We start from the raw sequence: 24,469 nt of genomic DNA, 5'->3' as shown, positions 1-24,469 counted from the left end.
CTCCTTAGCCCCAAAGCTGAGCGATTGAGCGTTTGAACTGACGCGCCGCTTCTACCGGAGACGCCGCATCACGAATGCTGCGACCGGCAATAAAGACGTGAATCGGAATGCCCTTGAACAGCGGCAGATCTTCCAGTGCCAGACCGCCGGTAACGGTGACTTTAAAGCCCATATCCGCCAGACGTTTGATCGCGCTGATATCCGCTTCGCCCCACGCCACCCCTGCGGCCTGCGCGTCGCGGCTGCGGTGATACACCACCTGCTGTATACCCGCATCACGCCACTCCTGGGCCTGTTCCCAGGTCCAGAAACCGGTCAGCTCAATCTGCACGTCGCCGTTAAACTCTTTTGCCACGTCCAGCGCGCCTTTGGCGGTGTTGATATCCGCACAGCAAATGACGGTGACCCAGTCGGCGTTGGCTTCGAAGCACATGCGGGAGAGGATTTTGCCTGCGTCGGCTATTTTGGCATCTGCCAGCACGATTTTGTGCGGATAAAGCGCCTTCAGGTCGCGAACGGCGCGAACGCCCTCGCCCACGCAGAGAATGGTACCCACTTCGATGATATCGACTTCTTCCGCAATCAGACGGGTCGTTTCATAAGCGTGGGACAAGGTCTGGTTATCAAGCGCAACCTGCAACATGGGTAATGACATTTTCAATTCCTCTTAAACAGCCGCCGCTGTGGCGTTATCAATTAAATCCAGCACGTCCTGCTCGGTACGGCAGGCGCGTAAACGGTCGAAATTGGCTTCGTCATCAAACAGATTGACGATCTGCATGATGCCCACCTCCTGGTGGGTGTTAGCGTCAACAGCGGCCATGGTGATCAGGATGTCGACCGGGTCATTATCTTCGTGGTTAAACACCAGCGGCGTTTTCAGCGTCACCAGCGCGAAGCCGGTTTTCTTGACGCCCTCTTCCGGGCGGCCATGCGGCATCGCCAGGCCCGGCGCAATCACAAAATAAGGGCCATGTTGCGCCACGCCATCCAGAATGGCCTGGTAGTAACGCGGCTCGACAACGTCAGCCTTAACCAGCAGATCCACGCTCAGCTTTACCGCTTCCTGCCAGGTGCTGGCCTCAGCCTGTAAAAGGATGGAGTTATTCTCTGCCAGCGAATCACGTAGTTTCATGTGGCGTCCTTACTTCACGTCTTGTGGAAAGTGCTCTTTAATCACTTCCAGCAGTTTTGGTCCGAAATCCGCAGGCGACAGCATGTTGCGCACGCCCACCACGTATTTATTACCCGACACACTGATTTCGCCGGCGATATGAGTAGAGGCGATGATGATGTCCGCGCCGTTCAGCTCACTTTTGTATTCACCCACTGCGCAGCTGTTCACCGTGTGGTCGATGTTGGACTGGGTTAAAAACTGGTCCACTTTCATCTTCATGATCATGGAGCTGCCTTGCCCATTACCACACACAGCCAGGATACGTACGGTCATAATCGAAACTCCTTAATGAGCAGACACTTCTGCTGTTTGTTTTTCCGCGTCTTCTTCTGCTCGCAGCGAACGGCCAGCGAAGAACATATAAGCCAGAGCAATCAGGATGATGATGGCCATAAAGAGCAGCCCGATGGAGGCAAAGCCCTGCATCATCGGCGGTGCCAGAATTGACCAGTCCGCCATGCCCATCCAGGCGCTCATACCGGTGAGCTTGACCGCCCACACGCAGCCGAAGATTTCCACCATGCCCATCACCAGGCAGATTTTGAGCGCCGCACGCCAGCCGCCGAAGTGGTTAGCGAATACGCCGATGGTGGCGTTGGAGAAGAACATCGGGATAAAGCCTGGAATAATCAGGATTGAGGAGCCGCAGCCGACCAGAATGCCCACCGCAATCAACTGGCCGATAGTGCCCCACATAAAGCCCCAGACCACCGCGTTTGGCGCGAAGCTATAGATAGCGGCACAGTCGATGGCCAGTACCGCGCCAGGGATCAGGCGCTGGGAGATACCGTTGAACGCTTCCGACAGTTCGGCGACGAACATACGTACGCCCTGAGTGATGATGAAGATCGCCACCGCGAAGGAGAAACCGGTCTGCAGGATGTAAACCGTCCAGTGGGTTTTGCCTGCCATCGCCTGCACCACGTCAATACCGAAGGAGAGCAGAATGGCACCGAAGAAGATGGTCATGACAATTGCGGTCGAAACGATGTTGTCGTGGAAGATATTCAGCCAGCCAGGCAGCTTGAGGTCTTCAACGCTCTCTTCTTTTTTGCCCAGGTACGGCGCAACTTTATAGGCAATCCAGGAAGCAAACTGCTGCTGATGGCCGATGGAGAAACCGCAGCCGTCCGTCACTTCCTGAGTCGGCTTGTACATCATGTTGGAGGTGATACCCCAGTAGAGCGAGACCAGCACCGCGGTGCAGATAATCGTGGTCCACATTGGGTAACCGAAGATATAGAGAGAAACCGCGATCAGCCCCGCCTGCTGGAACATGATGTGTCCGGTGAGCATGATGGTGCGAATGCCGGTAATGCGACGCAGGAGAACGTAGATGATGTTCAACGCCAGGGCGAGCAGCACTGCATACCCCACCCAGCTATAGGCATCACCCATGCGCTCGATGGTGGCCATCATTGACGCGTAAGTGTCAGAAATCGCACCGTTGATGCCATACACTTCGGACATTTTGGCGACGACCGGCTTAAAGGTGCTGGTCAGAATGCCAGACCCCGCCTGTAACAGCATGAAACCGATAATGGTTTTGATGGTGCCTTTAATAATCACGCTGACGCTTTTGCGCAGCAGAATATAGCCCAGACACGTCACGATACCCAGCAGCAGCGGGGCGTTGGTCATTACCTGATTAAAGAACACGGTAAAGACGTTGTAGAGGATCTCCATAACTCTCTCCAGAAATGAGAACACGAGGGGTAATCCCTGTGCGGTTGGTGTCATCACTCTATTAATCACAAATAATCACCACAAGATTGCATTTGATTATTTGTGACGTATCACGCAATTTATTTCCATGCAGTTAATAATGATTTTCACTACTGCATTGCGAAAACAAATTAATCCTTATAATTCATCAAATTAATGAGTTGTGCGTACTACTATAACAAGTAAGAAGCGGAGAATCTGTGAAGTTGAACGGATAAAAATCCGCATTTTTACCATTGCAAAGCGCGTCAAATGGTGCCAGCATTAATCACAACAAATCACCAAGTGATTACTTTTGATTAAACCAGGAGTCAAAACGATGAGTAAAGTGAACACCATCACCCGTGAGTCATGGATTCTGAGCACCTTCCCGGAATGGGGCAGCTGGCTGAATGAAGAGATCGAGCAGGAACAGGTTGCTCCTGGTACCTTTGCGATGTGGTGGCTGGGCTGCACCGGTATCTGGCTGAAATCAGAAGGCGGCGCCAATATCTGCGTCGATTTCTGGTGCGGCACCGGCAAGCAGAGCCACGGCAACCCGTTGATGAAAAAGGGCCACCAGATGCAGCGCATGGCGGGCGTGGAAAAACTGCAGCCGAACCTGCGTACCACGCCGTTTGTGCTCGATCCGTTTGCCATTCGCCAGATCGACGCCGTGCTCTCCACTCACGATCACAACGATCATATCGATGTGAACGTGGCGGCAGCGGTGATGCAAAACTGTGCTGACGATGTGCCATTTATCGGGCCGCAGACCTGCGTGGATCTGTGGATTGGCTGGGGCGTGCCGAAAGAGCGCTGCATCGTGATGAAGCCTGGCGACGTGGTGAAAATTAAAGATATTGAAATCCATGCGCTGGATGCCTTTGACCGTACAGCACTGATTACCCTGCCTGCCGATCAGAAAGCCGCGGGTGTACTGCCGGACGGTATGGATGAGCGCGCGGTTAACTATCTGTTTAAAACCCCTGGCGGCTCCCTGTACCACAGCGGCGACTCTCACTACTCTAACTACTACGCGAAGCACGGTAACGAGCACCAGATCGACGTGGCGCTGGGCTCCTACGGTGAGAACCCGCGCGGCATTACCGACAAAATGACCAGCGCCGACATGCTGCGTATGGCGGAAGCGCTGAATACCAAAGTGGTGATTCCGTTCCACCACGATATCTGGTCAAACTTCCAGGCCGATCCGCAGGAAATCCGCGTGCTGTGGGAGATGAAAAAAGACCGCCTGAAGTATGGCTTCAAGCCGTTCATCTGGCAGGTCGGCGGCAAGTTCACCTGGCCGCTGGACAAAGATAATCTTGAATATCACTACCCACGTGGTTTCGATGATTGCTTCACCATTGAGCCAGACCTGCCGTTCAAGTCCTTCCTCTGATTGTGCAGCCACATCGCCAGACTTGATGTCTGGCGATGTCATATTTCTTTTAGTAATTTCACGCTATTTCAAATATCATCTTTTCAAATCAATTCTTATCGGTATAGCTCATGACGGAAGCGCAACGGCATCAAATTCTCCTGGAACTCCTGGCGCAAACCGGGTTTATCACCGTCGAGAAAGTGATCGAACGTTTAGGGATCTCCCCGGCAACGGCGCGGCGGGATATCAACAAGCTGGATGAAAGCGGCAAGCTGAAAAAGGTCCGCAACGGCGCGGAAGCGATCAGCCAGCAGCGCCCTCGCTGGACGCCAATGAATATTCATCAGGCGCAAAATCATGATGAAAAAGTGCGGATTGCCAGAGCCGCGTCGCAGCTGGTGAATCCTGGTGAGAGCGTCGTGATCAACTGCGGTTCCACGGCATTTCTGCTGGGCCGTGAAATGTGCGGCAAGCCGGTGCAAATCATCACCAACTACTTACCGCTCGCTAACTATCTGATCGACCAGGAGCATGAGAGCGTGGTGATCATGGGCGGGCAGTACAACAAAAGCCAGTCCATCACCCTTAGCCCTCAGGACAGCGAAAACAGTCTCTATGCCGGGCACTGGATGTTTACCAGCGGCAAAGGCCTGACGGCAGATGGCCTGTATAAAACCGATATGCTGACCGCGATGGCGGAACAAAACATGCTCAACGTTGTGGGCAAGCTCGTTGTGCTGGTCGACAGCAGCAAAGTGGGCGAGCGCGCTGGCATGCTGTTCAGCCGTGCCGAGCAGATCGACATGGTGATCACCGGCAAAGGCGCCAGCCCTGAGATCCTCCAGAAGCTGGAAGATCAGGGCGTAAAAGTGCTGCGCGTTTAAAGGTGCTGGCGGAAAAACGTCACCGTAGCGTCCAGCGCCGTGGGCGTGATGCGGTGGCGGACGCCCGCTTCCCACAGACAGGTGAGATTACCGTCCAGGCCTGCATTCATTAACGCCTGCTGTAGTCGGAAGGTTCCCTCAGGCGGGACCACATCATCCGCGTCGCCGTGCCACAGCAGCAGCGGGCGATCCGCCAGGCGCGGCAATGCCCGGGTCACGTCCCACTCTTCGAGCGTCGCGGTGATTTCCGCTAAATCCTGAGGGGGAAAGAGCGTCTTCGCCAGCGACGTAAAATAGCCCGAGCCCATCAGGCAGGCGACCGACTTCACTTCCGGATGATGCGTCATAATCCCCAGCGCCGTCATACCGCCCATCGACGCCCCGGCCACGGCCAGACGATTCTCTGCCACCAGCCCTGCCTCATAAAGCGCATCGCGCAACCCGGCAAACTCGGTCAGGCTCCCGTGCAGAATGTGCCAGAACTGCCCAAGACGCGCCTGTTCGTTACCCATAAAGCGGGCGCCGTGGTCAGGCGCATCCGGCATCACCACGCGAAAACCCGCCTGCGCCAGCGCAACCGCAAAATAACTGTAAACCAGCTTCGATGAGGTAAACCCGTGATAAAAAACCACAACAGGCAGCGGTTTATCACGTTTACCCGCTGGCATAGCGTGTAAAATTTCATGGTCGCCGAGGTGGCGTATTTCAATTTCAATCATTGTCGACCCTGTACGAATGTATGATTCATAATGTTGAGAACTGGGTTACGCTTTCACATCATTTTCATTCGAAATATACGTCCCAGATAACACTTCGGGAACATTCCCCCAAAACTAAATTCACAGACAACTACACTATGGCTATCAGGAAACGAGATATGGTTATGCGCAGGTTTGCTGCTTTAGTGCTGGTGTTTCTGCTCAGTGGCTGTAGCGCGCTGCAGGGAACGCCGCAACCCGCTCCACCGGTCGCCGATCATCCACAGGAGATTCGTCGTAATCAGACGGAAGGATTACAACGAATGGGCACCGTCTCCGCGCTGGTTCGCGGCTCCCCGGATGACGCAGAAGCGGCAATCAAAGCACAAGCCGTCGCCGCCAAAGCAGATTATTACGTCATCATTATGATCGACGAAACCATCATAACGGGACAGTGGTATTCACAGGCCATTTTGTACCGTAAATAATGGTTTTCCTTTGAACGAGATTTACACTGCTTTGCGTCCATAGACATTTTCCTGTCCACAATAAACTCCATGCCCGCGTCAATGGAAGGGAGTTTATTCGCGAAGGATTGCCCGGCGGATACCGGAGATATGTGAAATGGAGCTGACGATGAAACGAACTCTTGCTTTGACCTCTCTGTTGCTCTCAGCAGGCCTGGTGAGCACCACTGCGCAGTCAGCAGAATTCGCCAGTGCTGACTGTGTAACTGGCCTGAATGAAATTGGCCAGATCTCCGTGAATAATATCTCGGGGAGCCCGCAAGACGTTGAACGCGTTGTGGCATTAAAGGCCGATGAGCAGGGTGCTTCATGGTATCGCATCATCCAGATGCAGGAAGATAACCATATCGACCACTGGCGGGTACAGGCCATTCTCTACGTGTAATATCCCTCCTGATAAAAGCCACTTATTTTTAGTGGCTTTTCGCTTTTGCAAATTTTTTATCTAATCAAAAACCAATCAATAACAACAAAATAACATTTTGTTACATTAATTCAGTAAACGTAATCCCCGCTCTGCCGTTGAAGAACCATACCTTTTCAATGATGAGCAATTTATGATCAACGTTTTTCGCCGTGCAGGCCTGGGGGCGAAGCTGTCGCTGCTTACGGGCGTCAGTGTCGCCACGCTGTTTCTGCTTTTCACTTTTCTGCTCAGTCAAAAAGCCAGTCAGCAGCTTGAAGCCCTTGCGGTAGAAGACCTGCATAATCAGTCCACCGGCATGGTCGACATGGTGCAGATGTTTAACACCAGCCTGAGTGAAGAGGTTGAGAGTTATACCCGGCTATTTACTACCTTTTTACCGCAGCCCCTGAATAGTGACCCTTCCCAACCCCAGACGATCAACGGGCTCAGCGTCCCGCTTCTGAAAGGCGGCGACACCGGGCTGCATGAAAATAACACCCTGTCGGACGACTTCCTGAACCGTACGGGAGCCATCTCGACGCTGTTTGTACGCAGCGGAAACGACTTTGTTCGCGTAGCGACCTCCCTGCGCAAAGAGAATGGCGAGCGGGCAATGGGCACCGTGCTGGATACTTCCAGTCCGGCCTTTGCAGCCGTCAACAAAGGTGAAGTCTACCGCGGCCTGGCGCTGCTGTTTGGCAAACGTTACATCACCCAGTATCAGCCCGTAAAAAACGCCGAAGGACAGGTCATTGCGATCGTCTTTGTCGGGGTGGACATCACTCACTCCTGGAACGTCATGCGCGAGAAAATTCTCAACCGCCGCCTGGGTGAGAGCGGTCACTTCTTCGTGCTGGATCGCAGCAACGGCAAAACGCGCGGGCAATACCTGTTCCATGCCGGTGAAGAGGGACAGCTGCCGAAGTGGGACGACGCGACGCAGCAGCAGCTTCTGGGTGACAAGCCCGGCACCCTGGAACGCGTAAGCGACGACGGCCGCACGCTGAAAATGGCGTATACCCCGCTGCCAGGCTGGAACTGGACTATTGTCGGCGAAGTGGATAAATCAGTGCTGCTCTCAAGCGTTACCGCCATGCGCGATCGTTTCCTGCTGGCCGGCGTGGTCTTATCTATCCTGTTTGCTGGTCTGTTCGTGGTCATTATTCGCCGCGTGCTGACCCGACCGCTGAGCAATGTGATCTATCTTGCCCGGCAATATGCCGCAGGGGATCTCCGTTCCAGCCTGCCCGTGACGCGCCAGGACGAAGTCGGCCAGCTGATTGACGCCATCAACGGCATCGGTGGCGGCCTGCAAAAAATTGTCCTGCAGGTCCGCGAGGCCGCATGCGAGATCCATTTGGGCACCAACGCGCTGGCTTCCGATACTGGCGAGATTTCAGAGCAGATCAACAAGCAGGCCAGCAGCGTGGAAGAGACCTCCGCCAGCATGGAGCAGCTGGCCGCCACCGTGCAGCAAAATGCCGCCAACATGGAGCAAACGCAGCAGCTGGTGGGTGAAACCTCGCTCGCGGTGCATCAGGGCGGTGAGACGGTCACCCACGCGGTGTCGACGATGGACGACATTCGCGAAGCGTCAAAACGCATCGAAGACATCACGCGCGTGATTGAGTCTATCGCTTTCCAGACCAATATCCTGGCGCTGAATGCGGCAGTGGAAGCGGCCCGCGCGGGCGAGCACGGGAAAGGGTTTGCGGTGGTCGCGCAGGAAGTTCGTGCCCTGGCAGGACGCAGCGCTAACGCGGTGAAGGAGATTGAACAGCTGATTGGCGATACGCTCAGGAAAGTGAGCGAAGGCCATGCGCTGTCTGAAAAGACGCGCCTGGCGATGGATGACATCATCATTCATATCGATAACATCAGCCAGCTGGTCACCGAGATTAACCATGCTTCACGCGAGCAGTCCGCCGGGATTGGCCAGGTGAATCTCGCCATGACCCACATTGGCGAAGCGTCGCATATTAATGCCGATCGTATCTCACGCAGCGAACAAACGGCTCAAACGCTGCGTGAGAAGGGATCACATCTGGCCCAGCTGGTGAGCCTGTTCCAGCTAAAAGGTTAACCGACTCTGCCCGTCGCACGCAGCAGCAGGTCATTTTGCACCTGCTCGCTCATCAGCGTGCCGCCACGGGTATCCAGCATCATGCGGCACCACGCCTGCGCCACCGGGGGCGATGCGTGCCGCAGCATTTCGCTCCCAGCACCCAGCAGGAAAAGCTGCTGCGCAATTTCCCGCCCCTGCGCCTCCTGCGGTTTACGCAGTTTTTGCTGAAGCTGTCGCCAGCTGCGGTCGAAGTGTCTGTCCTGCCCTTTGACCTGTGCAAACTCCTCGGCAAGCAGATCGTGAATACCCGGCTGCTTCGCCAGCACGCGCAGCACGTCCAGGCACATGATGTTGCCGGACCCTTCCCAGATGCTGTTCACCGGCATCTCGCGATACAGGCGGGGAAGTTCGCTCTCCTCGCAGTACCCGACTCCGCCCAGCACCTCCATCGCTTCAGCCACAAACGGGATGCCCGCTTTGCACACGCTAAATTTCGCGGCCGGGGTAAACAGCCGCGCCCATGCCGCTTCCTGGGGATCCGCGCGTTTATCCCACGCCCGGGCCAGGCGAAACAGCAGCGCCGTTTGCCCCTCCAGCATCAGCGCCATCCGGCTTAATACCTCACGCATTAACGGCTGGTCGATGAGGTTTTTGCCGAACGTCTGCCGCTGATGGGCGTGATATAGCGCCACCGAGAGCGCCCGACGCATCAGTCCGTGGCTCCCCAGCGCGCAGTCAAAGCGCGTCAGCCCGCCCATTTTCAGTATCTGCCGAACCCCTTCGCCCTCTTCCCCCAGCAGCCAGCCGGAGGCATCGAGAAATTCCACCTCGCTGCTGGCGTTGGAGCGGTTCCCGAGCTTGTCCTTAAGGCGCTCCAACCGGACGGCGTTGCGCTGTCCATCAGGCAAAAAGCGCGGCACAAAAAAGCAGGACAACCCGCCCTTCGCCTGCGCCAGCACGAGATGCGCATCGCTTTGCGGGACGGAGAAAAACCATTTATGCCCCACCAGCCGGTAGCTGCCGTCGCCGCATTTTTCCGCTTTGGTGGTGTTGCTCAGCACGTCCGAGCCGCCCTGCTTTTCCGTCATCCCCATACCGATCAGCAGGCCGCGCTTTTGCGCGCCAGGCGCCAGATGCGGATCGTAGCGATCGCTGAGTAGCGGCGTCAGCCAGTCGTGAAATATTTTGGGAAGCGCCTGCTGCAGAAGCGGCGTGGCGGCAAACGTCATGGTGACCGGGCAAAGCGTGCCCGCTTCCACCTGAGCATGAAGCACAAAGCGTGCGGCCCGCGCGACAAACGACCCTTTACGCGCCTCCTCTTCCCATGCCAGGTTATGTACCCGATTGGCACACAGCCCCTGCATCAGCAGGTGCCATGCCGGATGAAAGCGGACGTCATCCAGTCGCTCTCCGGTGGCGTCATAGCGAAGCAACTCCGGCGGATTCACGTTCGCCAGTCTGCCCAGCTCCAGAGACTCTGCGGTGCCTAACTGCTGTCCGATGCTGGCGAGCAGCTCGATATCCCACTCGGCACCCTCGCGCGAAACTGCGTCACGCAGCGCGCAGTCCGAGAGAAAAAGGTTGCTGTTAGAGAGTGGTGCGGGTTGATTGAAAACGGTATGGGTCTGCCAGTGCATACTGTCTCCCTCCTTCAGTGGCAATGACGATAAGTATGGACAGACCGCGTACACGCTGCATGGGAGGGGAGTCACACGTTCACGATCCCGCTGATATCATTCGTGAAATAGCTCACAGAATATAAGAATAAACTATTTCATGACTTCGCTTTTGTTGAATAATTTATTCTTACCCTTTTCAGTGAGGATCGTTATGCAACCGGATGCGCACAAGCGAGCATTAATTGCCGGCTCCATTGGTAACTTTATCGAGTGGTATGAGTTTGCGGTCTACGGTTTTCTGGCGACCGTCATTGCGAAGAACTTCTTCCAGCTTGAAGGGGAAGCTGGGCTTACCAGCCTGATCCTCACCTACGCCTCATTCGCCATCGCCTTCTTCTTCCGTCCGCTGGGTGCGGTGGTGTTTGGACGCATCGGCGACCGAATTGGCCGTAAGCCGACGCTCATTATTGTGCTGGTGCTCATGACGCTCGCTACCGCCGCCATCGGCATTGTGCCGGTCTACGCCAGCATCGGGATTGCCGCACCGCTGATCGTTACGCTGCTTCGCATCCTGCAGGGGCTGTTCGCGGGCGGCGAGTACGGCGGTGCGGTCTCGCTGATGACGGAGTTTGCTCCGCGCGGCAAGCGCGGGCTCTATGGTGCCTGGCAGTCCTTTACCGTGGCGCTGGGGCTGTTAGCGGGTGCAGGCATCGTGGCGCTGCTCTCCGCCCTCCTCACGCCTGAGGCCCTGCACGATTGGGGCTGGCGCATTCCTTTCTTCCTGGCGCTGCCCATGGGCGTTGTTGCGCTGTGGCTTCGTGTCAGTATGGAAGAGACACCCAGCTTTGTGCAGCAGCAGGATAAACCGGCTGCCGCTCAGGCGGATATTGCCGCCACGCTCCGGGCCATCGTGATGGGGATTGGCCGCGTGATGGTCTGGTCTGCGGCGGGGTACACTTACCTGGTGATTATGCCGACCTATCTGCAGTCGGCACTGCACACCGGGTTTAACCAGGCGCTGCTGATCGCGGTGATTTCGAACGTTGGGTTTGCGCTGACCATCATTCCATCGGGGATCCTGAGCGATAGGATCGGGCGTCGCACGGTGATGATTATCGCCACCGCGCTGCTGCTGATCCTCGCCCTGCCGCTGCTGAAACTTCTGCAGGCGGAGTCCAGCACGCTGGCGGTGAAAGCGATAGTGGTATTGATTGCGGGCGGCCTGGTGGGCATGCTGGCAGGGCCGGGCCCGGCGATGCTCTCTGAGATGTTCCCGACGCGCGTACGCTATACCGGGCTGGGGCTGGCCTACTCGTTATCGAACGCGATTTTCTCGGGCTGTGCGGGGTTAATTATTACCGGGCTGATTAAGCAGACGGGTAACCTGGATATTCCGGCGTACTACGTGATGGCAACGGCGGTGGTGAGTATTTTCGCATTAATGACGCTGAGGAAGGATGACCATCTGCGGTCGTTAGAGGAGTGAGGTTGTTTTGCCGGGTGGCGGCTTCGCCTGACCCGGCCTACAAAACCGTAGGCCCGGTAAGCGAAGCGCCACCGGGCGAAAATCAGCTACGCTGACGCACCGCTTCAAACAGGCAAATACCCGTCGCAACAGACACGTTCAGGGAGGACACGCTGCCCGCCATCGGGATGCTGATTAGCTCGTCGCAGTGCTCGCGGGTCAGACGACGCATGCCTTCACCTTCCGCCCCCATCACCAGCGCCAGACGGCCGGTCATTTTGCTCTGGTACAGAGTATGATCCGCTTCACCGGCAGTCCCGACGATCCAGATGTTCTCTTCCTGCAGCAGACGCATGGTGCGCGCCAGGTTGGTCACGCGGATCAGCGGAACGTTTTCCGCCGCGCCGCAGGCCACTTTCTTCGCCGTCGCGTTCAGCTGCGCGGAGCGATCTTTCGGCACGATCACCGCATGCACGCCCGCCGCATCCGCGCTGCGCAGACACGCGCCGAGGTTGTGCGGATCGGTAACGCCATCGAGGATCAGGAAGAATGGATTCTCCAGCTCAGCGATAAGATCCGGCAGATCGTTTTCCTGATACTGACGGCCCGGCTTCACGCGAGCAATAATGCCCTGGTGCACCGCCCCGTCACTTTTTTCATCCAGGAACTGGCGGTTCGCCAGCTGGATCACCACGCCCTGTGCTTCCAGAGCGTGGATCAGCGGCATCAGACGTTTGTCTTCACGCCCTTTCAGAATAAACACTTCCTGAAAACGCTCCGGTGCGCGCTCGAGAAGGGCCTGCACCGCGTGGATGCCGTAAATCATTTCACTCATTGATGGTTCTCGTAATAAGTATTTCCCCTCTCCCGGTTGGGGAGAGGGTCAGGGTGAGGGGAGAATTTACTCCGCCTGCTTTTTCTTAGCCGCGCGCTTCGCTTTGGTGGCGGCCGCTATTTTCTGTGTCTTCGCGGAAGGTTTCTTCGCTGAACGGGCTTCTTTCTTCGCCGCCTTCGGCTTCTGCTTCTTCTCGCCGCGGAACGCGCTGTCCGGCTCGAAGTTCACCTTCTTACCGGCCTGACGGCGCTTGCCGCTCGTTTTGCCATTTCCGCCTTTTTTCGCTCTTTCGCGCTCGGTTTTACCGACGTTACGCGGGGCGCGCTCGCTGGAGATCAGGCTGAAGTCGATTTTACGGTCGTCCATATTCACGGCCTCAACCTTCACTTCCACGCGGTCGCCCAGACGATAGGTCTGGCCGCCAGATTCGCCGATCAGACGCTGGCCGACCTGGTCGAAGCGGTAGTAGTCGTTATCCAGGCTGGAGACATGCACCAGACCGTCGATAAACAGCTCATCCAGACGAACGAAGAAACCAAAGCCGGTCACGCTGGCAATCACGCCTTTGAAGACATTGCCGACCTGGTCCAGCATAAAGTCACACTTCAGCCAGTCCGCCACGTCGCGGGTGGCCTCATCGGCACGGCGTTCGGTCATGGAGCAGTGCTGACCCAGCTGCAGCATCTCTTCCATCGAATAGTGGTAGCCACCGGTTTCGGTGGTGTTCCCTTTATGTCCCTGCTCCTGCGCCAGCAGATACTTGATCGCACGGTGCAGAGAGAGGTCAGGGTAACGACGGATCGGCGACGTAAAGTGGGCGTAAGACTGCAACGCCAGGCCGAAGTGACCGCGGTTTTCCGGATCGTAAATCGCCTGCTTCATTGAGCGCAGCAGCATCGTCTGCAGCATTTCTGCATCAGGACGATCGCTAATGGATTCCAGCAGCTCGGCGTAATCGCGCGGCTCTGGCTTGTTGCCGCCCGGCAGCTCCAGGCCCAGTTCGGCCAGCACGGAGCGGAACGCGGTGATGGCTTCCGTCGACGGTTTATCGTGAATACGGAACAGCGCCGGTTCTTTGGCTTTCTCAACGAAGCGTGCCGCCGAGATGTTCGCCAGAATCATACACTCTTCGATCAGCTTGTGCGCATCGTTACGCTGGGTCTGTTCGATACGCTCAATGCGGCGCTCGGCGTTGAAGATAAACTTCGCTTCTTCGCTCTCAAAAGAGATCCCACCGCGCTCTTCGCGCGCCTGATCCAGCGTTTTGTAGAGGTTATGCAGCTCTTCGATGTGTTTGACCAGCGGCGCGTACTGTTCGCGCAGATCCTGGTCGCCCTGCAGCATATGCCAGACCTTGGTATAGGTCAGACGCGCATGCGAGCTCATCACCGCTTCGTAGAACTTGTAGCCGGTTAAGCGCCCTTTGTTGGAGATGGTCATCTCACACACCATACAGAGGCGGTCAACCTGCGGGTTCAGGGAGCACAGACCGTTAGAGAGCACTTCCGGCAGCATCGGTACAACCTGCGACGGGAAGTAGACCGAGGTACCGCGGCTGCGCGCTTCGTTATCCAGCGGGGTATGCGGACGAACATAGTAGCTTACGTCTGCAATCGCTACCCACAGACGCCAGCCGCCGCCGCGTTTTTTCTCGCAGTAGACGGCGTCATCAAAGTCACGGGCGTCTTCACCGTCGATCGTGACCAGCGGCAGGGAGCGGAGATCCACGCGGCCCACTTTGGACTCTTCCGGCACTTCTTCACGCAGGCTTTCGATCTGCTCTTCAACCGCTTTCGGCCAGATGTACGGAATTTCGTGGGTGCGCAGCGCCATATCAACGGCCATGCCGGTGCCCATATTATCGCCCAGCACTTCGACGATTTTACCTACCGCTTTAGTGCGACGGGTTGGGCGCTGGGTGAGTTCCACTACCACCACAAAGCCCATGCGGGCACCCATCACCTCTTCAGGTGGGATCAGGATGTCGAAGCTCAGACGGCTGTCGTCCGGCACCACGAACCCCACGCCCGCGTCGGTAAAGTAGCGGCCGACAATCTGGCTGGTTTTTGGCACCAGAACGCGCACGACGCGCGCTTCGCGGCGACCTTTACGGTCGGCGCCCAGCGGCTGCGCCAGAATTTGGTCGCCGTGGATGCACATTTTCATCTGTTCAGATGAGAGATACAGATCGTCTTTACGGCCTTCTACGCGCAGGAAGCCGAAGCCATCGCGGTGACCAATGACGGTCCCTTTCAGCAGATCGAGGCGTTCTGGCAGCGCGTAGCACTGGCGGCGGGTAAAGACCAGTTGCCCGTCACGCTCCATCGCGCGCAGGCGGCGGCGAAGGGCTTCAATTTGCTCTTCACCTTCAATGTTTAATTCAACAGCAAGTTCTTCACGATTGGCGGGTTTTTCGCGTTTTGTTAAGTGTTCAATGATGAACTCGCGGCTGGGGATAGGATTCGCGTATTTTTCGGCTTCGCGTTCCTGGAAAGGATCGTGTGACATGTCGGTTCCTCCGTTGTCAGCTCCGGTGGAAATTTTCTTCATTCCACCAGCAATAATTTATAAAGCGGTTGATTCTCTTCAACCAAATCGGCCAGCGTGTAGTTATCCAGTTCCATGAGAAAACTTTGCACGGCCTTAGAAAGCGCCTGTTTCAGGCGGCAAGCGGGCGTGATGTGGCAGAACTCGCTGCTGCAGTTCACCAGAGAGAGTGGCTCCAGTTCACGTACCACATCGCCAACACGAATACTCTGTGCCGGTTTACCAAGACGGATCCCACCATTCTTCCCGCGGACGGCAGCAACGTATCCGGCACGACTAAGTTGATTGATTATTTTGACCATATGATTACGGGATACGCCGTAGACCTCTGTGACTTCAGAGATACTGGTCATTTTCCCATCGGGTAACGACGCCATGTAGATCAGCGCGCGTAAGCCGTAATCGGTGAAACTTGTTAACTGCACATCAACCTCAGGAAAAAGGGAAATCGCGGACAAACCGCAGAGATATTCATTAATGATGATAAACCAGCCAGATAGTTAGCGGCTAATTTATTTGACAGACGGGGCGAAAAAGCGGAGATCCAGGAGCGGTCGCCGGATGGCGCTACGCTTATCCGGCCTACGGGTCTCCCCGCAGGCCAGCAGTCACGAAGATTATGCGTCGAACGGGTCGCGCAGGATCATCGTTTCAGTACGATCCGGGCCGGTAGAAATAATATCGATCGGCACTTCGGTCAGTTCTTCAATACGCTTGATGTAATCCAGCGCCGCCTGCGGCAGGCCGCTACGCTCTTTCACACCGAAAGTGGTCTCAGACCAGCCCGGCATGGTTTCGTAGATTGGCTCAATGCCTTCCCAGTCGTCAGCAGCCAGCGGAGTGGTGGTCACTTCGCGGCCATCTGGCATACGGTAGCCTACGCAGATTTTCACTTCTTTCAGGCCGTCCAGTACGTCCAGCTTGGTCAGGCAGAAGCCAGACAGGGAGTTGATCTGCACTGCACGACGCACGGCGACCGCATCCAGCCAGCCGGTACGACGACGACGACCGGTGGTCGCGCCAAACTCGTTACCCTGCTTGCACAGGAACTCGCCGGTTTCATCAAACAGTTCGGTCGGGAATGGACCGGCACCCACGCGAGTGGAGTACGCTTTGATGATACCCAGAACGTAATCCACATAACGTGGACCCAGGCCAGAGCCGGTCGCCACGCCACCTGCGGTGGTGTTAGAGGAGGTGACGTACGGATAGGTACCGTGGTCGATGTCCAGCAGCGTACCTTGCGCACCTTCGAACATGACGAAATCGCCACGCTTGCGCGCCTGGTCCAGCAGATCGGATACATCAACAACCATACCGGTCAGAATGTCTGCAATCGCCATGACGTCATCCAGCACTTTCTGGTAGTCAACAGCGTCAGCTTTGTAGAAGTTCACCAGCTGGAAGTTGTGATATTCCATCACTTCTTTCAGCTTTTCAGCGAAGGTCGCTTTGTCGAAGAGATCGCCCACGCGCAGACCGCGACGTGCAACTTTATCTTCGTAAGCCGGGCCGATACCACGACCGGTGGTGCCGATCGCTTTCGCGCCACGCGCTTTTTCACGCGCAACGTCCAGCGCCACGTGATAATCCAGGATCAGCGGGCAGGCTTCGGAGAGCAGCAGACGCTCACGAACAGGGATACCACGGTCTTCCAGTCCTTTCATCTCTTTCATCAGCGCCGCTGGAGACAGCACAACGCCGTTACCGATGATGCTGGTGACGTTTTCGCGAAGAATGCCTGATGGAATAAGATGGAGGACGGTTTTTTCACCGTTGATTACGAGAGTATGGCCTGCGTTGTGACCGCCCTGGTAGCGCACAACATATTTAGCCCGTTCAGTCAGAAGATCAACAATCTTCCCTTTACCTTCGTCACCCCATTGGGTGCCCAGTACGACGACGTTGTTACCCATTTTTTTCAAAATCACCGTTTGCTTAAAAATGGATTCTACCATCGCTTTTTCAGATATACAGCACTTTTTGACCTCAAAATACGCCGATTGCGCCTACTTTTTGATCAGCCAATCGTTTTCCTCAACATGTAGTAGATCACGATACCCGCAACCACAAGACCGCCGCCAAAACGACGTAAAATATTATCCGGCAGTTGGCTCATGGTGGCGATCATTCGACGCCAGGCGCGTGGATAGAGCATCGGTCCCAGACCTTCCAGCACCAGGACCAGGGCCAGCGCGAGCCAGATCGTTGAATTCATTTTTGTTCCTTATAAAAGAAAACCACCGCTCCGTGGGGAGCGGTGGTTTGAATACTCAAACGAGCCTGAGTTTATCGCGTTGCGTTAGTCGGCGTCTTCATATAACGGAAGAAATCGCTGTCCGGGCTGAGCACCATCACATCCTGGTTGCTCTGGAAGCTATTCTCGTAAGCACGCAGGCTACGGATAAAGGCATAGAAGTCAGGATCCTGGCTGAAGGCATCAGCAAAGAGTTTCGCGGCTTCCGCATCACCTTCACCGCGCAGGATACGGCCCTGGCGCTCAGATTCCGCCAGCGTCTTGGCCACTTCGTAGTCCGCAGCAGCACGCAGCTTCTCCGCCTCTTCCTGGCCCTGTGAACGGTGACGACGGGCGACCGCTTCACGCTCGGCGCGCATACGGTTGTAAATCGCCTCGGACACTTCCACCGGCAGGTTGATCTGCTTGATACGCACGTCCACCACTTCGATACCCAGCGCAGCCATACTGTTCGGGTTGATCACCGGCACTTTACCGTTGGTTTCTGCCTGAACGCGTTCAGCCGCTTTAGCAATTGCATCATCAGCTGCTGGCGTTGAAACTTCATCTTCAGTGCCCGCGGTGCCGGAGTTCAGCGCATCGCGAACTTCCAGGGTCAGACGGCCACGGGAGTCGGTCACGATGTCTTTCACATCCAGACGACCAATCTCGGAACGCAGACGGTCAGAGAACTTACGTTTCAGCAGCACTTCCGCCTGAGAAACGTCACCGCCGCCCGTTGCCAGGAAGTAACGGCTGAAATCACTGATGCGCCATTTGATATAGGAATCAACGATCAGGTCTTTCTTCTCTTTGGTCACGAAACGGTCGGCCTGGTTATCCATGGTCTGGATACGCGCATCCAGCGTTTTCACAGACTGAATGAACGGCACCTTGAAGTGCAGGCCCGGTTCGTAAATGACCGGACGTTTGTCGCCATCACGCACGACGCTGCTGAACTGGAACTTAATCCCACGCTCGCCCTCTTTCACCACAAAGATCGAGGTATAAAGCACGACCAGTACGATGACGATGATCGCAATAACTGACTTACGCATCCTTATTCCCCCTGACGCTGGTAGTCGTTACGCTGCGCGTTAGCACGGCGTTGGTCCATAATGTCACCATCGTTCGAAGAAGGCGTTGTGTTCGTGCTGGCGCTGCCCGTTGAGGATGGCGGCAGACGCAGCAGGTTGTTCGCACCGCTGTTGTCTTTTGCTGCCGGAGCAGAACCGCCTTTCAGCATCTGATCCAGCGGCAGCACCATCAGGTTTCCGCCTTTACTGTCGTTAACCAACACTTTGCGGGTGTGGCTCAGCACTTTTTCCATGGTCTCGATATAGAGACGCTCACGGGTAATTTCCGGCGCCGCTTTATATTCAGGCAGGATCTTCGCAAAGCGAGCCACTTCACCCTGTGCTTCCAGGATGGTCTGGGTCTTATACGCACGCGCTTCTTCCAGAATACGCTGCGCCTGACCGTTAGCACGCGGCTGAACTTCGTTGGTGTAAGCTTCTGCTTCACGGATGTACTGCTGTTCGTTTTCTCGTGCAGCAATCGCATCGTCAAAGGCCGCTTTTACCTCTTCCGGCGGACGGGCAGCCTGGAAGTTGACGTCCAGCAGGGTAATACCCATGTTGTACGGACGAATGGTCTCTTCCAGCTCACGCTGGGTATCGCTACGAATAACGGTACGACCTTCGGTCAGAATGCGGTCCATGGTGTATTTACCGATCACACCACGCAGGGCGCTGTCGGTCGCCTGACGCAGGCTGTCATCGGCGCTGGTCACGCTAAACAGATAACGCTCAGGATCGGTCACGCGGTACTGCACGTTCATCTCAACGCGCACGACGTTTTCGTCAGAGGTCAGCATCACGCCAGAGGCGGCCAGTTCACGAACGGATTCCACGTTGACCGCAGTCACGTCGTCAATGAAGGTCGGTTTCCAGTTCAGGCCCGGCTCAACCAGATGGCTGAACTTACCGAAGCGGGTCACCACACCGCGTTCCGCTTCTTTAATGGTGTAGAACCCGGTAGCAGCCCAGATGATTACCACTGCAGCGGCAACAATACCCACTACGCGGCCACCCATTTGCGGGCGCGGCCCCTGGGTGGAATTTCCACCTGAGCCAGAACCTTTACCTCCGCCAAGACCACCAAGCTTTTTGCTCAGCTTGCGGAAGATATCATCCAGATCCGGCGGCCCCTGCTCGCGACCACCTTTGTTGCCATTTCCCCCAGAGTTGCCGCCTTGATTATTGCTGCTTCCCCACGGGTCGCGGTCCTGTCCGTTATTACCGGGCTGATTCCACGCCATGTATATGCTCCATATTTGTTATGCAAGGGCGAATTATTCAGGCATCCCCTTTCTGATCAGACGATATAGTCGACCAGCGCAGGTTCTTGTTTACAGAGGCGACGCCAGTCAACGATCGGCATACGCACCTGCATCCCCACGCTGCCGTCATCCTCCATCCACTCTTTTTCTATCGCCTGAAGCTGATAAAACCGGCTACGCAGCCTGCCTTCCTGTGGCGGCAGTCGCAGCGTGTGCTGAGCTACCTCACCGGAAAGACGTTCTGTCAAAGCCTGGAAAAGCAGTGGCACACCAATACCGGTCTGGGCAGAAAGCCAGACCCGAATCGGTTTGTTCTCTTCATCTCTGTCGATACGCGGTTCGAAATCGTCCAGCATATCGATCTTGTTCATGACCAACAGCGTGGGAATTTCGTGGGCGTCGATCTCTTCGAGCACCACGTTTACCGCGTCGATGTTCTCCTGCACGCGCACGTCTGCCGCATCAATCACGTGCAGCAGCAGCGTCGCCTGTCGCGTCTCCTGCAGGGTGGCCTTGAATGCCGCCACCAGGTCATGCGGCAGGTGACGGATAAACCCTACGGTATCCGCCAGCACCGTTTCACCGACGTCTGCGACGTCAATACGGCGCAGCGTAGGGTCCAAGGTCGCAAACAGCTGGTCTGCGGCATAAACCTGGGCCTCGGTTATCTGGTTAAACAGGGTGGATTTACCGGCGTTGGTATACCCCACCAGCGACACCGTCGGGATGTCGGCTTTGGTTCGTGCCCGACGCCCCTGCTCACGCTGTTTCTCAACCCTTTCCAGACGTGAGAGGATCTGGGTAATTCGGCCACGCAGCAAACGACGGTCGGTTTCGAGCTGGGTTTCACCCGGGCCGCGCAAACCAATCCCGCCTTTTTGTCTTTCAAGGTGGGTCCAGCCACGCACCAGACGCGTTGCCAGATGGCGCAGCTGCGCCAGCTCAACCTGCAGTTTCCCTTCGTGGGTACGTGCACGCTGAGCAAAAATGTCTAAAATCAATCCCGTGCGATCGATAACACGGCATTCGCAGAGAGCTTCCAGGTTGCGCTCCTGGGCTGGAGACAGCGCATGATCAAACAACACGACTGACGCGCCGGTTGCTTTTACGGCATCCGCAATTTCGACTGCTTTACCTTCACCAACAAAATACTTTGGGTGCGGCGCTTTACGGCTACCGGTAATCACCTGCATTGCTTCGACACCGGCGGAAGAGACCAGAGATTCAAACTCCTGGAGGTCTTCCATATCTTTGTCTTGCGAAAAATAGATGTGTACCAGCACCGCCTGCTCACCGGCATCATAACGGTCAAACAAGCGTAAACCTCTCTAAAAAGATCAGCGGGGAACGCAGGATCCCTGGCTCCCCGTGTGGATAACAGTGCGAAACCTTATTCGGTCTCGTCGCTGTCCTGCGCTGGCGTTGAAGAACCCTGCGCGTTGCTGCCATGATGGTAGTTACTACCTGTGCCGCCGCCAGCGTTATTGCTGTGATGAGATACCGGACGGGACGGAACAACAGTAGAAATAGCGTGCTTGTAGACCATCTGACTGACCGTGTTTTTCAACAGAATCACGAACTGATCGAAAGACTCAATCTGACCTTGCAGCTTAATACCATTCACCAAATAAATAGAAACTGGAACACGTTCCCGACGCAATGCGTTCAGGAACGGATCTTGTAAAGATTGCCCCTTAGCCATTCTATCTTTTCCTTATATGCTTGTTTTGTACTTAGAACCTTGCGATTCTGAAAAATTGCGCACGATACGTCTCAATTGTACACATTCAGTGAGCGATATCACCAACAACCTCAATCACGTCGTTTAACGCCTGTTGTGGTTTTTCACTGTCTAACCAGTGAACCCCTTCCCAACCGCGCAACCAGGTGATCTGGCGCTTCGCTAACTGTCTCGTGGCGCAAACACCTCGATAAACCATTTCATCGTATGAAATCTCACCTTCAAGATACGACCACATCTGGCGGTATCCCACACAACGAATGGAAGGCATGTCCGTATGCAAATCTCCACGGGCAAATAACGCCCGCACTTCTGCTTCAAAATCTGAAGCTAACATCTGATGAAAACGCTGCTCAATTCGCTGATGGAGCAGTTCACGGCTCGCCGGGGCGATGGCGAACTGATGCACCTGATACGGCAGAGCGTCTCCTGACGTTTGCGTCAGTTCCGTTAAAGTTTTACCCGAAATGAAAAAAACTTCCAGTGCCCGGGAAAGCCTTTGCGGATCATTTGGATGGATCCGTGCTGCGGCAACCGGATCAATCTCCGCCAGTTGCTGATGCAAAACGTCCCAACCCTGCTCTGCCGCCTGCTGCTCAATTTTCGCTCTTACTTCCGGGTCCGCGGATGGCAGAGGTGATAACCCCTCCAGCAGCGCCTTGAAGTAGAGCATGGTTCCGCCAACCAACAGCGGTATACGCCCCGCCGCCGTTATCTCGGCCATCTCGGCTAAGGCATCCCGGCGAAAATCCGCTGCGGAGTAAGCCTGAGCCGGGTCGAGTATATCCAGCAAACGGTGCGGTGCCGCACGCAGCTCTTCTGCGTCAGGCTTCGCCGTGCCGATGTCCATCCCCCGATAAATGAGGGCGGAGTCGACGCTAATCAACTCTACAGGCAAAACTTTACGCAACTCAATGGCGAGTGCCGTTTTGCCGGAGGCCGTTGGGCCCATTAAAAAAATTGCCTTAGGCAGGCTCGCCTTACTTACATCAATCATGTTTCAGGGCGTTCATCGCCGTTTGTAAATCAACAGGTTGTAATAATCCACCCGGCGGCGTTTTCACCAGATGCGGACAGAGACGTTCCACCTCCGCCAGCACGCTAATGGCCTGTGCCATACTCCACGGCGTGTGTTCGCTTGCCAGATGACGGGCGATCCACTGCGCGGTGTTAGCGGCATCAAACGCTGTTTGCTGCGCCAGGTAGCCTATCAGTTCAGGAATCAAGTTTTGTAAATTTTGTTGGCGTAAGGGTAAAGGCACTGCACGAATTGTCACATGTTGCGGTTCGAGCACAGTTTCAATCCCCATCTGCGCCAGCTGCGCCTCGGCGCGCTGCAATACCCTTGTTTCATCAGGGGATATTTTCAGGCGAACCGGAATTAACAGCGGCTGCGCACAGGCGGCATTTTCGCCCGGCGTGAGCTGCACCTGTTTGAGCCAGCGTTCGGCCACCGGCAGTGCCAGAAGCACCAATTTACCTTCACGCTCCAGCAGCGCCATATCCGGCGCGATGATCGTCAGCACACGACCAAAACTCTGGCTGTGGCCGTCAAGAGAAGGCTGAGGCGCCGGAATAGATGTTTTACGCTCCACGGCTGGCGTTTCCAGCAGTTTGCGGTACAACGCGCCCTGCTGCTTTTGATAGCCAGGCTGGACATTCGGGTAATTGGCACCCGTTGGACGCGGTGCGCCCCCGGCGGAGGAAAAGCGCGGCGCTTCCGGTTCACGCGCGACGGCGGGCTCCGCAAAATGGTTGCGGCCCGCCGCGACGCGGTTTTCCGGGATTGGGCGTGGCGCCGGTTCTGCGTGTTCCAGCGGCAACGACGTTTCAACCTGCTGCTGCAGCACGCTCAGCACGCCCTGATAGATAAAATCATGCACCAGTCGCGACTGGTGGAACCGCACTTCGTGCTTGGCAGGATGGACGTTCACATCCACCTGATGCGGGTCGATGTCCAGATAAAGCACGAAAGCAGGCTGCTGATCGGCCCCGAGCTTGTCTTCGCAGGCCTGGCGAATGGCGTGATTGATGAGACGGTCGCGCATCATGCGGCCGTTGACGTAGCAATACTGGATCTCCGCAAACGCAGCGCTGCTCGCGTTCGGATCGGCTACCCAGCCGCGCAGCGCCAGATCGCCGTGCTGCCACTCAATGGCCAGCGCCTGTTCCAGAAACGGGGTCCCGCAGATGGCGCCCAGCCGTCGCTCTTTCTGTCCACCTTCCGCCACCGCGCGATACTGGCGCATCACCTTGCCGTTGTGGCTGAGGTTGATGGTGACATCGAAACGCGCCAGCGCGATACGGCGGATGATCTCGTCGATGTGTCCGAATTCGGTCTTCTCGGTACGCATGAACTTGCGTCGGGCGGGGGTGTTGTAGAAGAGATCTAATACTTCAAGCGTCGTGCCGACAGGGTGCGCCGCGGGTTTGACCGTTACATCCATATCGCGCCCTTCGGCGTAAGCCTGCCAGGCTTCCTGCTGTTCGGCGGTACGGGAGGTCAGCGTTAAGCGCGAAACCGAGCTGATACTGGCCAGCGCTTCACCGCGAAAGCCGAGGCTAATAATCGCTTCCAGGTCATCCAGAGAAGCAATTTTACTGGTGGCGTGACGGGCCAGCGCCAGCGCCAGCTCCTCTTTTTTTATGCCACAGCCGTTATCGCGAATGCGGATGAGCTTCGCGCCACCGCGCTCGATATCAATATCAATACGGGTCGCGCCCGCATCGAGGCTGTTTTCCACCAGCTCCTTCACGACCGACGCAGGGCGTTCCACCACCTCACCGGCGGCGATTTGGTTCGCAAGCTGCGGCGGCAGAACCTGAATCGGCATGAA

23 protein-coding genes are annotated in these 24,469 nt (G+C 56.1%); 6 read left to right on the top strand and 17 right to left on the bottom strand.

Annotated features, from left to right (window positions below; translation table 11 throughout):
* Window positions 1-4: 4 nt before the first annotated feature.
* From ulaD to ulaA, 4 genes are read right to left on the bottom strand one after another with little or no spacing between them, the layout of a single operon-like run.
* Window positions 5-655, bottom strand: coding sequence for a 3-keto-L-gulonate-6-phosphate decarboxylase UlaD (ulaD, locus tag ABFV38_RS02145; RefSeq protein ID WP_008502901.1), 651 nt, complete (start codon window positions 653-655; stop codon window positions 5-7).
* 12 nt (window positions 656-667) lie between these two features.
* Window positions 668-1,135, bottom strand: a complete 468-nt coding sequence (ulaC, locus tag ABFV38_RS02140) for a PTS ascorbate transporter subunit IIA (protein ID WP_024907321.1) — start codon at window positions 1,133-1,135, stop codon at window positions 668-670.
* A gap of 9 nt (window positions 1,136-1,144) precedes the next feature.
* The gene (gene ulaB / locus ABFV38_RS02135) at window positions 1,145-1,450 is read right to left on the bottom strand and encodes a PTS ascorbate transporter subunit IIB (RefSeq protein ID WP_003856022.1); all 306 of its coding nucleotides are present in this window, start codon (window positions 1,448-1,450) and stop codon (window positions 1,145-1,147) included.
* 12 nt (window positions 1,451-1,462) lie between these two features.
* A complete protein-coding gene (gene ulaA, locus ABFV38_RS02130) occupies window positions 1,463-2,863 on the bottom strand; it encodes a PTS ascorbate transporter subunit IIC (protein WP_348958326.1) in 1,401 nt (466 codons plus the stop codon).
* Between the two features lie 358 nt (window positions 2,864-3,221).
* Between ulaA and ulaG the strand changes: the two genes are divergently transcribed.
* On the top strand, window positions 3,222-4,286 hold the full coding sequence (gene ulaG / locus ABFV38_RS02125; RefSeq protein ID WP_010427455.1) for an L-ascorbate 6-phosphate lactonase: 1,065 nt from the start codon (window positions 3,222-3,224) through the stop codon (window positions 4,284-4,286).
* Window positions 4,287-4,396: 110 nt separating this feature from the next.
* Window positions 4,397-5,152 carry an HTH-type transcriptional regulator UlaR gene (gene ulaR, locus ABFV38_RS02120; RefSeq protein WP_196352491.1) on the top strand — a complete coding sequence of 252 codons (756 nt, stop codon included), beginning with the start codon at window positions 4,397-4,399 and terminating at the stop codon, window positions 5,150-5,152.
* Here the strand turns inward: ulaR and yjfP are convergent.
* A complete protein-coding gene (yjfP, locus tag ABFV38_RS02115; protein WP_348958323.1) occupies window positions 5,149-5,871 on the bottom strand; it encodes an esterase in 723 nt (240 codons plus the stop codon). The two genes, ulaR and yjfP, sit on opposite strands and share 4 nt — an antisense overlap.
* Before the next feature lie 137 nt (window positions 5,872-6,008).
* On the opposite strand from yjfP, the gene bsmA reads away from it, so the two are divergent.
* From bsmA to ABFV38_RS02100, 3 genes are all read left to right on the top strand, one after another.
* Window positions 6,009-6,338 (top strand): biofilm peroxide resistance protein BsmA, encoded by a 330-nt coding sequence (gene bsmA, locus ABFV38_RS02110; protein ID WP_072052249.1) that lies wholly within the window; start codon window positions 6,009-6,011, stop codon window positions 6,336-6,338.
* Window positions 6,339-6,486: 148 nt separating this feature from the next.
* On the top strand, window positions 6,487-6,762 hold the full coding sequence (yjfN, locus tag ABFV38_RS02105; RefSeq protein ID WP_008502907.1) for a DUF1471 family protease activator YjfN: 276 nt from the start codon (window positions 6,487-6,489) through the stop codon (window positions 6,760-6,762).
* Between the two features lie 172 nt (window positions 6,763-6,934).
* Window positions 6,935-8,866 (top strand): Cache 3/Cache 2 fusion domain-containing protein, encoded by a 1,932-nt coding sequence (locus ABFV38_RS02100; protein WP_348958322.1) that lies wholly within the window; start codon window positions 6,935-6,937, stop codon window positions 8,864-8,866.
* On the opposite strand, the gene ABFV38_RS02095 is transcribed toward ABFV38_RS02100, so the two are convergent.
* Window positions 8,863-10,485 (bottom strand): isovaleryl-CoA dehydrogenase, encoded by a 1,623-nt coding sequence (locus ABFV38_RS02095; RefSeq protein ID WP_348958320.1) that lies wholly within the window; start codon window positions 10,483-10,485, stop codon window positions 8,863-8,865. The genes ABFV38_RS02100 and ABFV38_RS02095 overlap by 4 nt on opposite strands.
* A 193-nt stretch (window positions 10,486-10,678) precedes the next feature.
* Here ABFV38_RS02095 and ABFV38_RS02090 point away from each other — a divergent pair, with 193 nt between their 5' ends.
* Window positions 10,679-11,953, top strand: coding sequence for an MFS transporter (locus ABFV38_RS02090; protein ID WP_235403277.1), 1,275 nt, complete (start codon window positions 10,679-10,681; stop codon window positions 11,951-11,953).
* A gap of 82 nt (window positions 11,954-12,035) precedes the next feature.
* Here the strand turns inward: ABFV38_RS02090 and rlmB are convergent, their stop codons facing one another.
* The 11 genes from rlmB to mutL form a co-directional block, all read right to left on the bottom strand.
* A complete protein-coding gene (gene rlmB / locus ABFV38_RS02085) occupies window positions 12,036-12,767 on the bottom strand; it encodes a 23S rRNA (guanosine(2251)-2'-O)-methyltransferase RlmB (protein WP_111967108.1) in 732 nt (243 codons plus the stop codon).
* Window positions 12,768-12,833: 66 nt separating this feature from the next.
* A complete protein-coding gene (rnr, locus tag ABFV38_RS02080; protein ID WP_048027861.1) occupies window positions 12,834-15,275 on the bottom strand; it encodes a ribonuclease R in 2,442 nt (813 codons plus the stop codon).
* Window positions 15,276-15,313: 38 nt separating this feature from the next.
* Window positions 15,314-15,739 (bottom strand): nitric oxide-sensing transcriptional repressor NsrR, encoded by a 426-nt coding sequence (gene nsrR, locus ABFV38_RS02075; protein WP_010427492.1) that lies wholly within the window; start codon window positions 15,737-15,739, stop codon window positions 15,314-15,316.
* A gap of 192 nt (window positions 15,740-15,931) precedes the next feature.
* A complete protein-coding gene (locus ABFV38_RS02070; RefSeq protein WP_006178975.1) occupies window positions 15,932-17,230 on the bottom strand; it encodes an adenylosuccinate synthase in 1,299 nt (432 codons plus the stop codon).
* Between the two features lie 104 nt (window positions 17,231-17,334).
* Window positions 17,335-17,532: a DUF2065 domain-containing protein gene (locus ABFV38_RS02065; protein ID WP_003855996.1), complete on the bottom strand. Its 198-nt coding sequence runs from the start codon at window positions 17,530-17,532 to the stop codon at window positions 17,335-17,337.
* Between the two features lie 71 nt (window positions 17,533-17,603).
* Window positions 17,604-18,608: a protease modulator HflC gene (gene hflC, locus ABFV38_RS02060; protein ID WP_008502916.1), complete on the bottom strand. Its 1,005-nt coding sequence runs from the start codon at window positions 18,606-18,608 to the stop codon at window positions 17,604-17,606.
* 2 nt (window positions 18,609-18,610) lie between these two features.
* Window positions 18,611-19,870 carry an FtsH protease activity modulator HflK gene (hflK, locus tag ABFV38_RS02055; RefSeq protein ID WP_045907965.1) on the bottom strand — a complete coding sequence of 420 codons (1,260 nt, stop codon included), beginning with the start codon at window positions 19,868-19,870 and terminating at the stop codon, window positions 18,611-18,613.
* A 56-nt stretch (window positions 19,871-19,926) separates the two neighbouring features.
* The gene (hflX, locus tag ABFV38_RS02050; protein ID WP_023310136.1) at window positions 19,927-21,207 is read right to left on the bottom strand and encodes a ribosome rescue GTPase HflX; all 1,281 of its coding nucleotides are present in this window, start codon (window positions 21,205-21,207) and stop codon (window positions 19,927-19,929) included.
* Window positions 21,208-21,281: 74 nt separating this feature from the next.
* Window positions 21,282-21,593, bottom strand: coding sequence for an RNA chaperone Hfq (gene hfq, locus ABFV38_RS02045; protein WP_008502919.1), 312 nt, complete (start codon window positions 21,591-21,593; stop codon window positions 21,282-21,284).
* A gap of 85 nt (window positions 21,594-21,678) precedes the next feature.
* The gene (gene miaA, locus ABFV38_RS02040) at window positions 21,679-22,629 is read right to left on the bottom strand and encodes a tRNA (adenosine(37)-N6)-dimethylallyltransferase MiaA (protein WP_047073328.1); all 951 of its coding nucleotides are present in this window, start codon (window positions 22,627-22,629) and stop codon (window positions 21,679-21,681) included.
* Window positions 22,622-24,466 (bottom strand): DNA mismatch repair endonuclease MutL, encoded by a 1,845-nt coding sequence (mutL, locus tag ABFV38_RS02035; RefSeq protein WP_348958316.1) that lies wholly within the window; start codon window positions 24,464-24,466, stop codon window positions 22,622-22,624. The genes miaA and mutL overlap by 8 nt, the downstream gene beginning before the upstream one ends.
* Between the last annotated feature and the right edge of the window lie 3 nt (window positions 24,467-24,469).

The sequence above is a fragment of the Enterobacter cloacae complex sp. Mu1197 genome (genome assembly GCF_040059225.1).
Classification (GTDB): domain Bacteria; phylum Pseudomonadota; class Gammaproteobacteria; order Enterobacterales; family Enterobacteriaceae; genus Enterobacter; species Enterobacter quasiroggenkampii.
The sequence above is the reverse complement of the archived record's forward strand: the minus strand, read 5'-3'. Positions and strand labels throughout refer to the sequence as shown.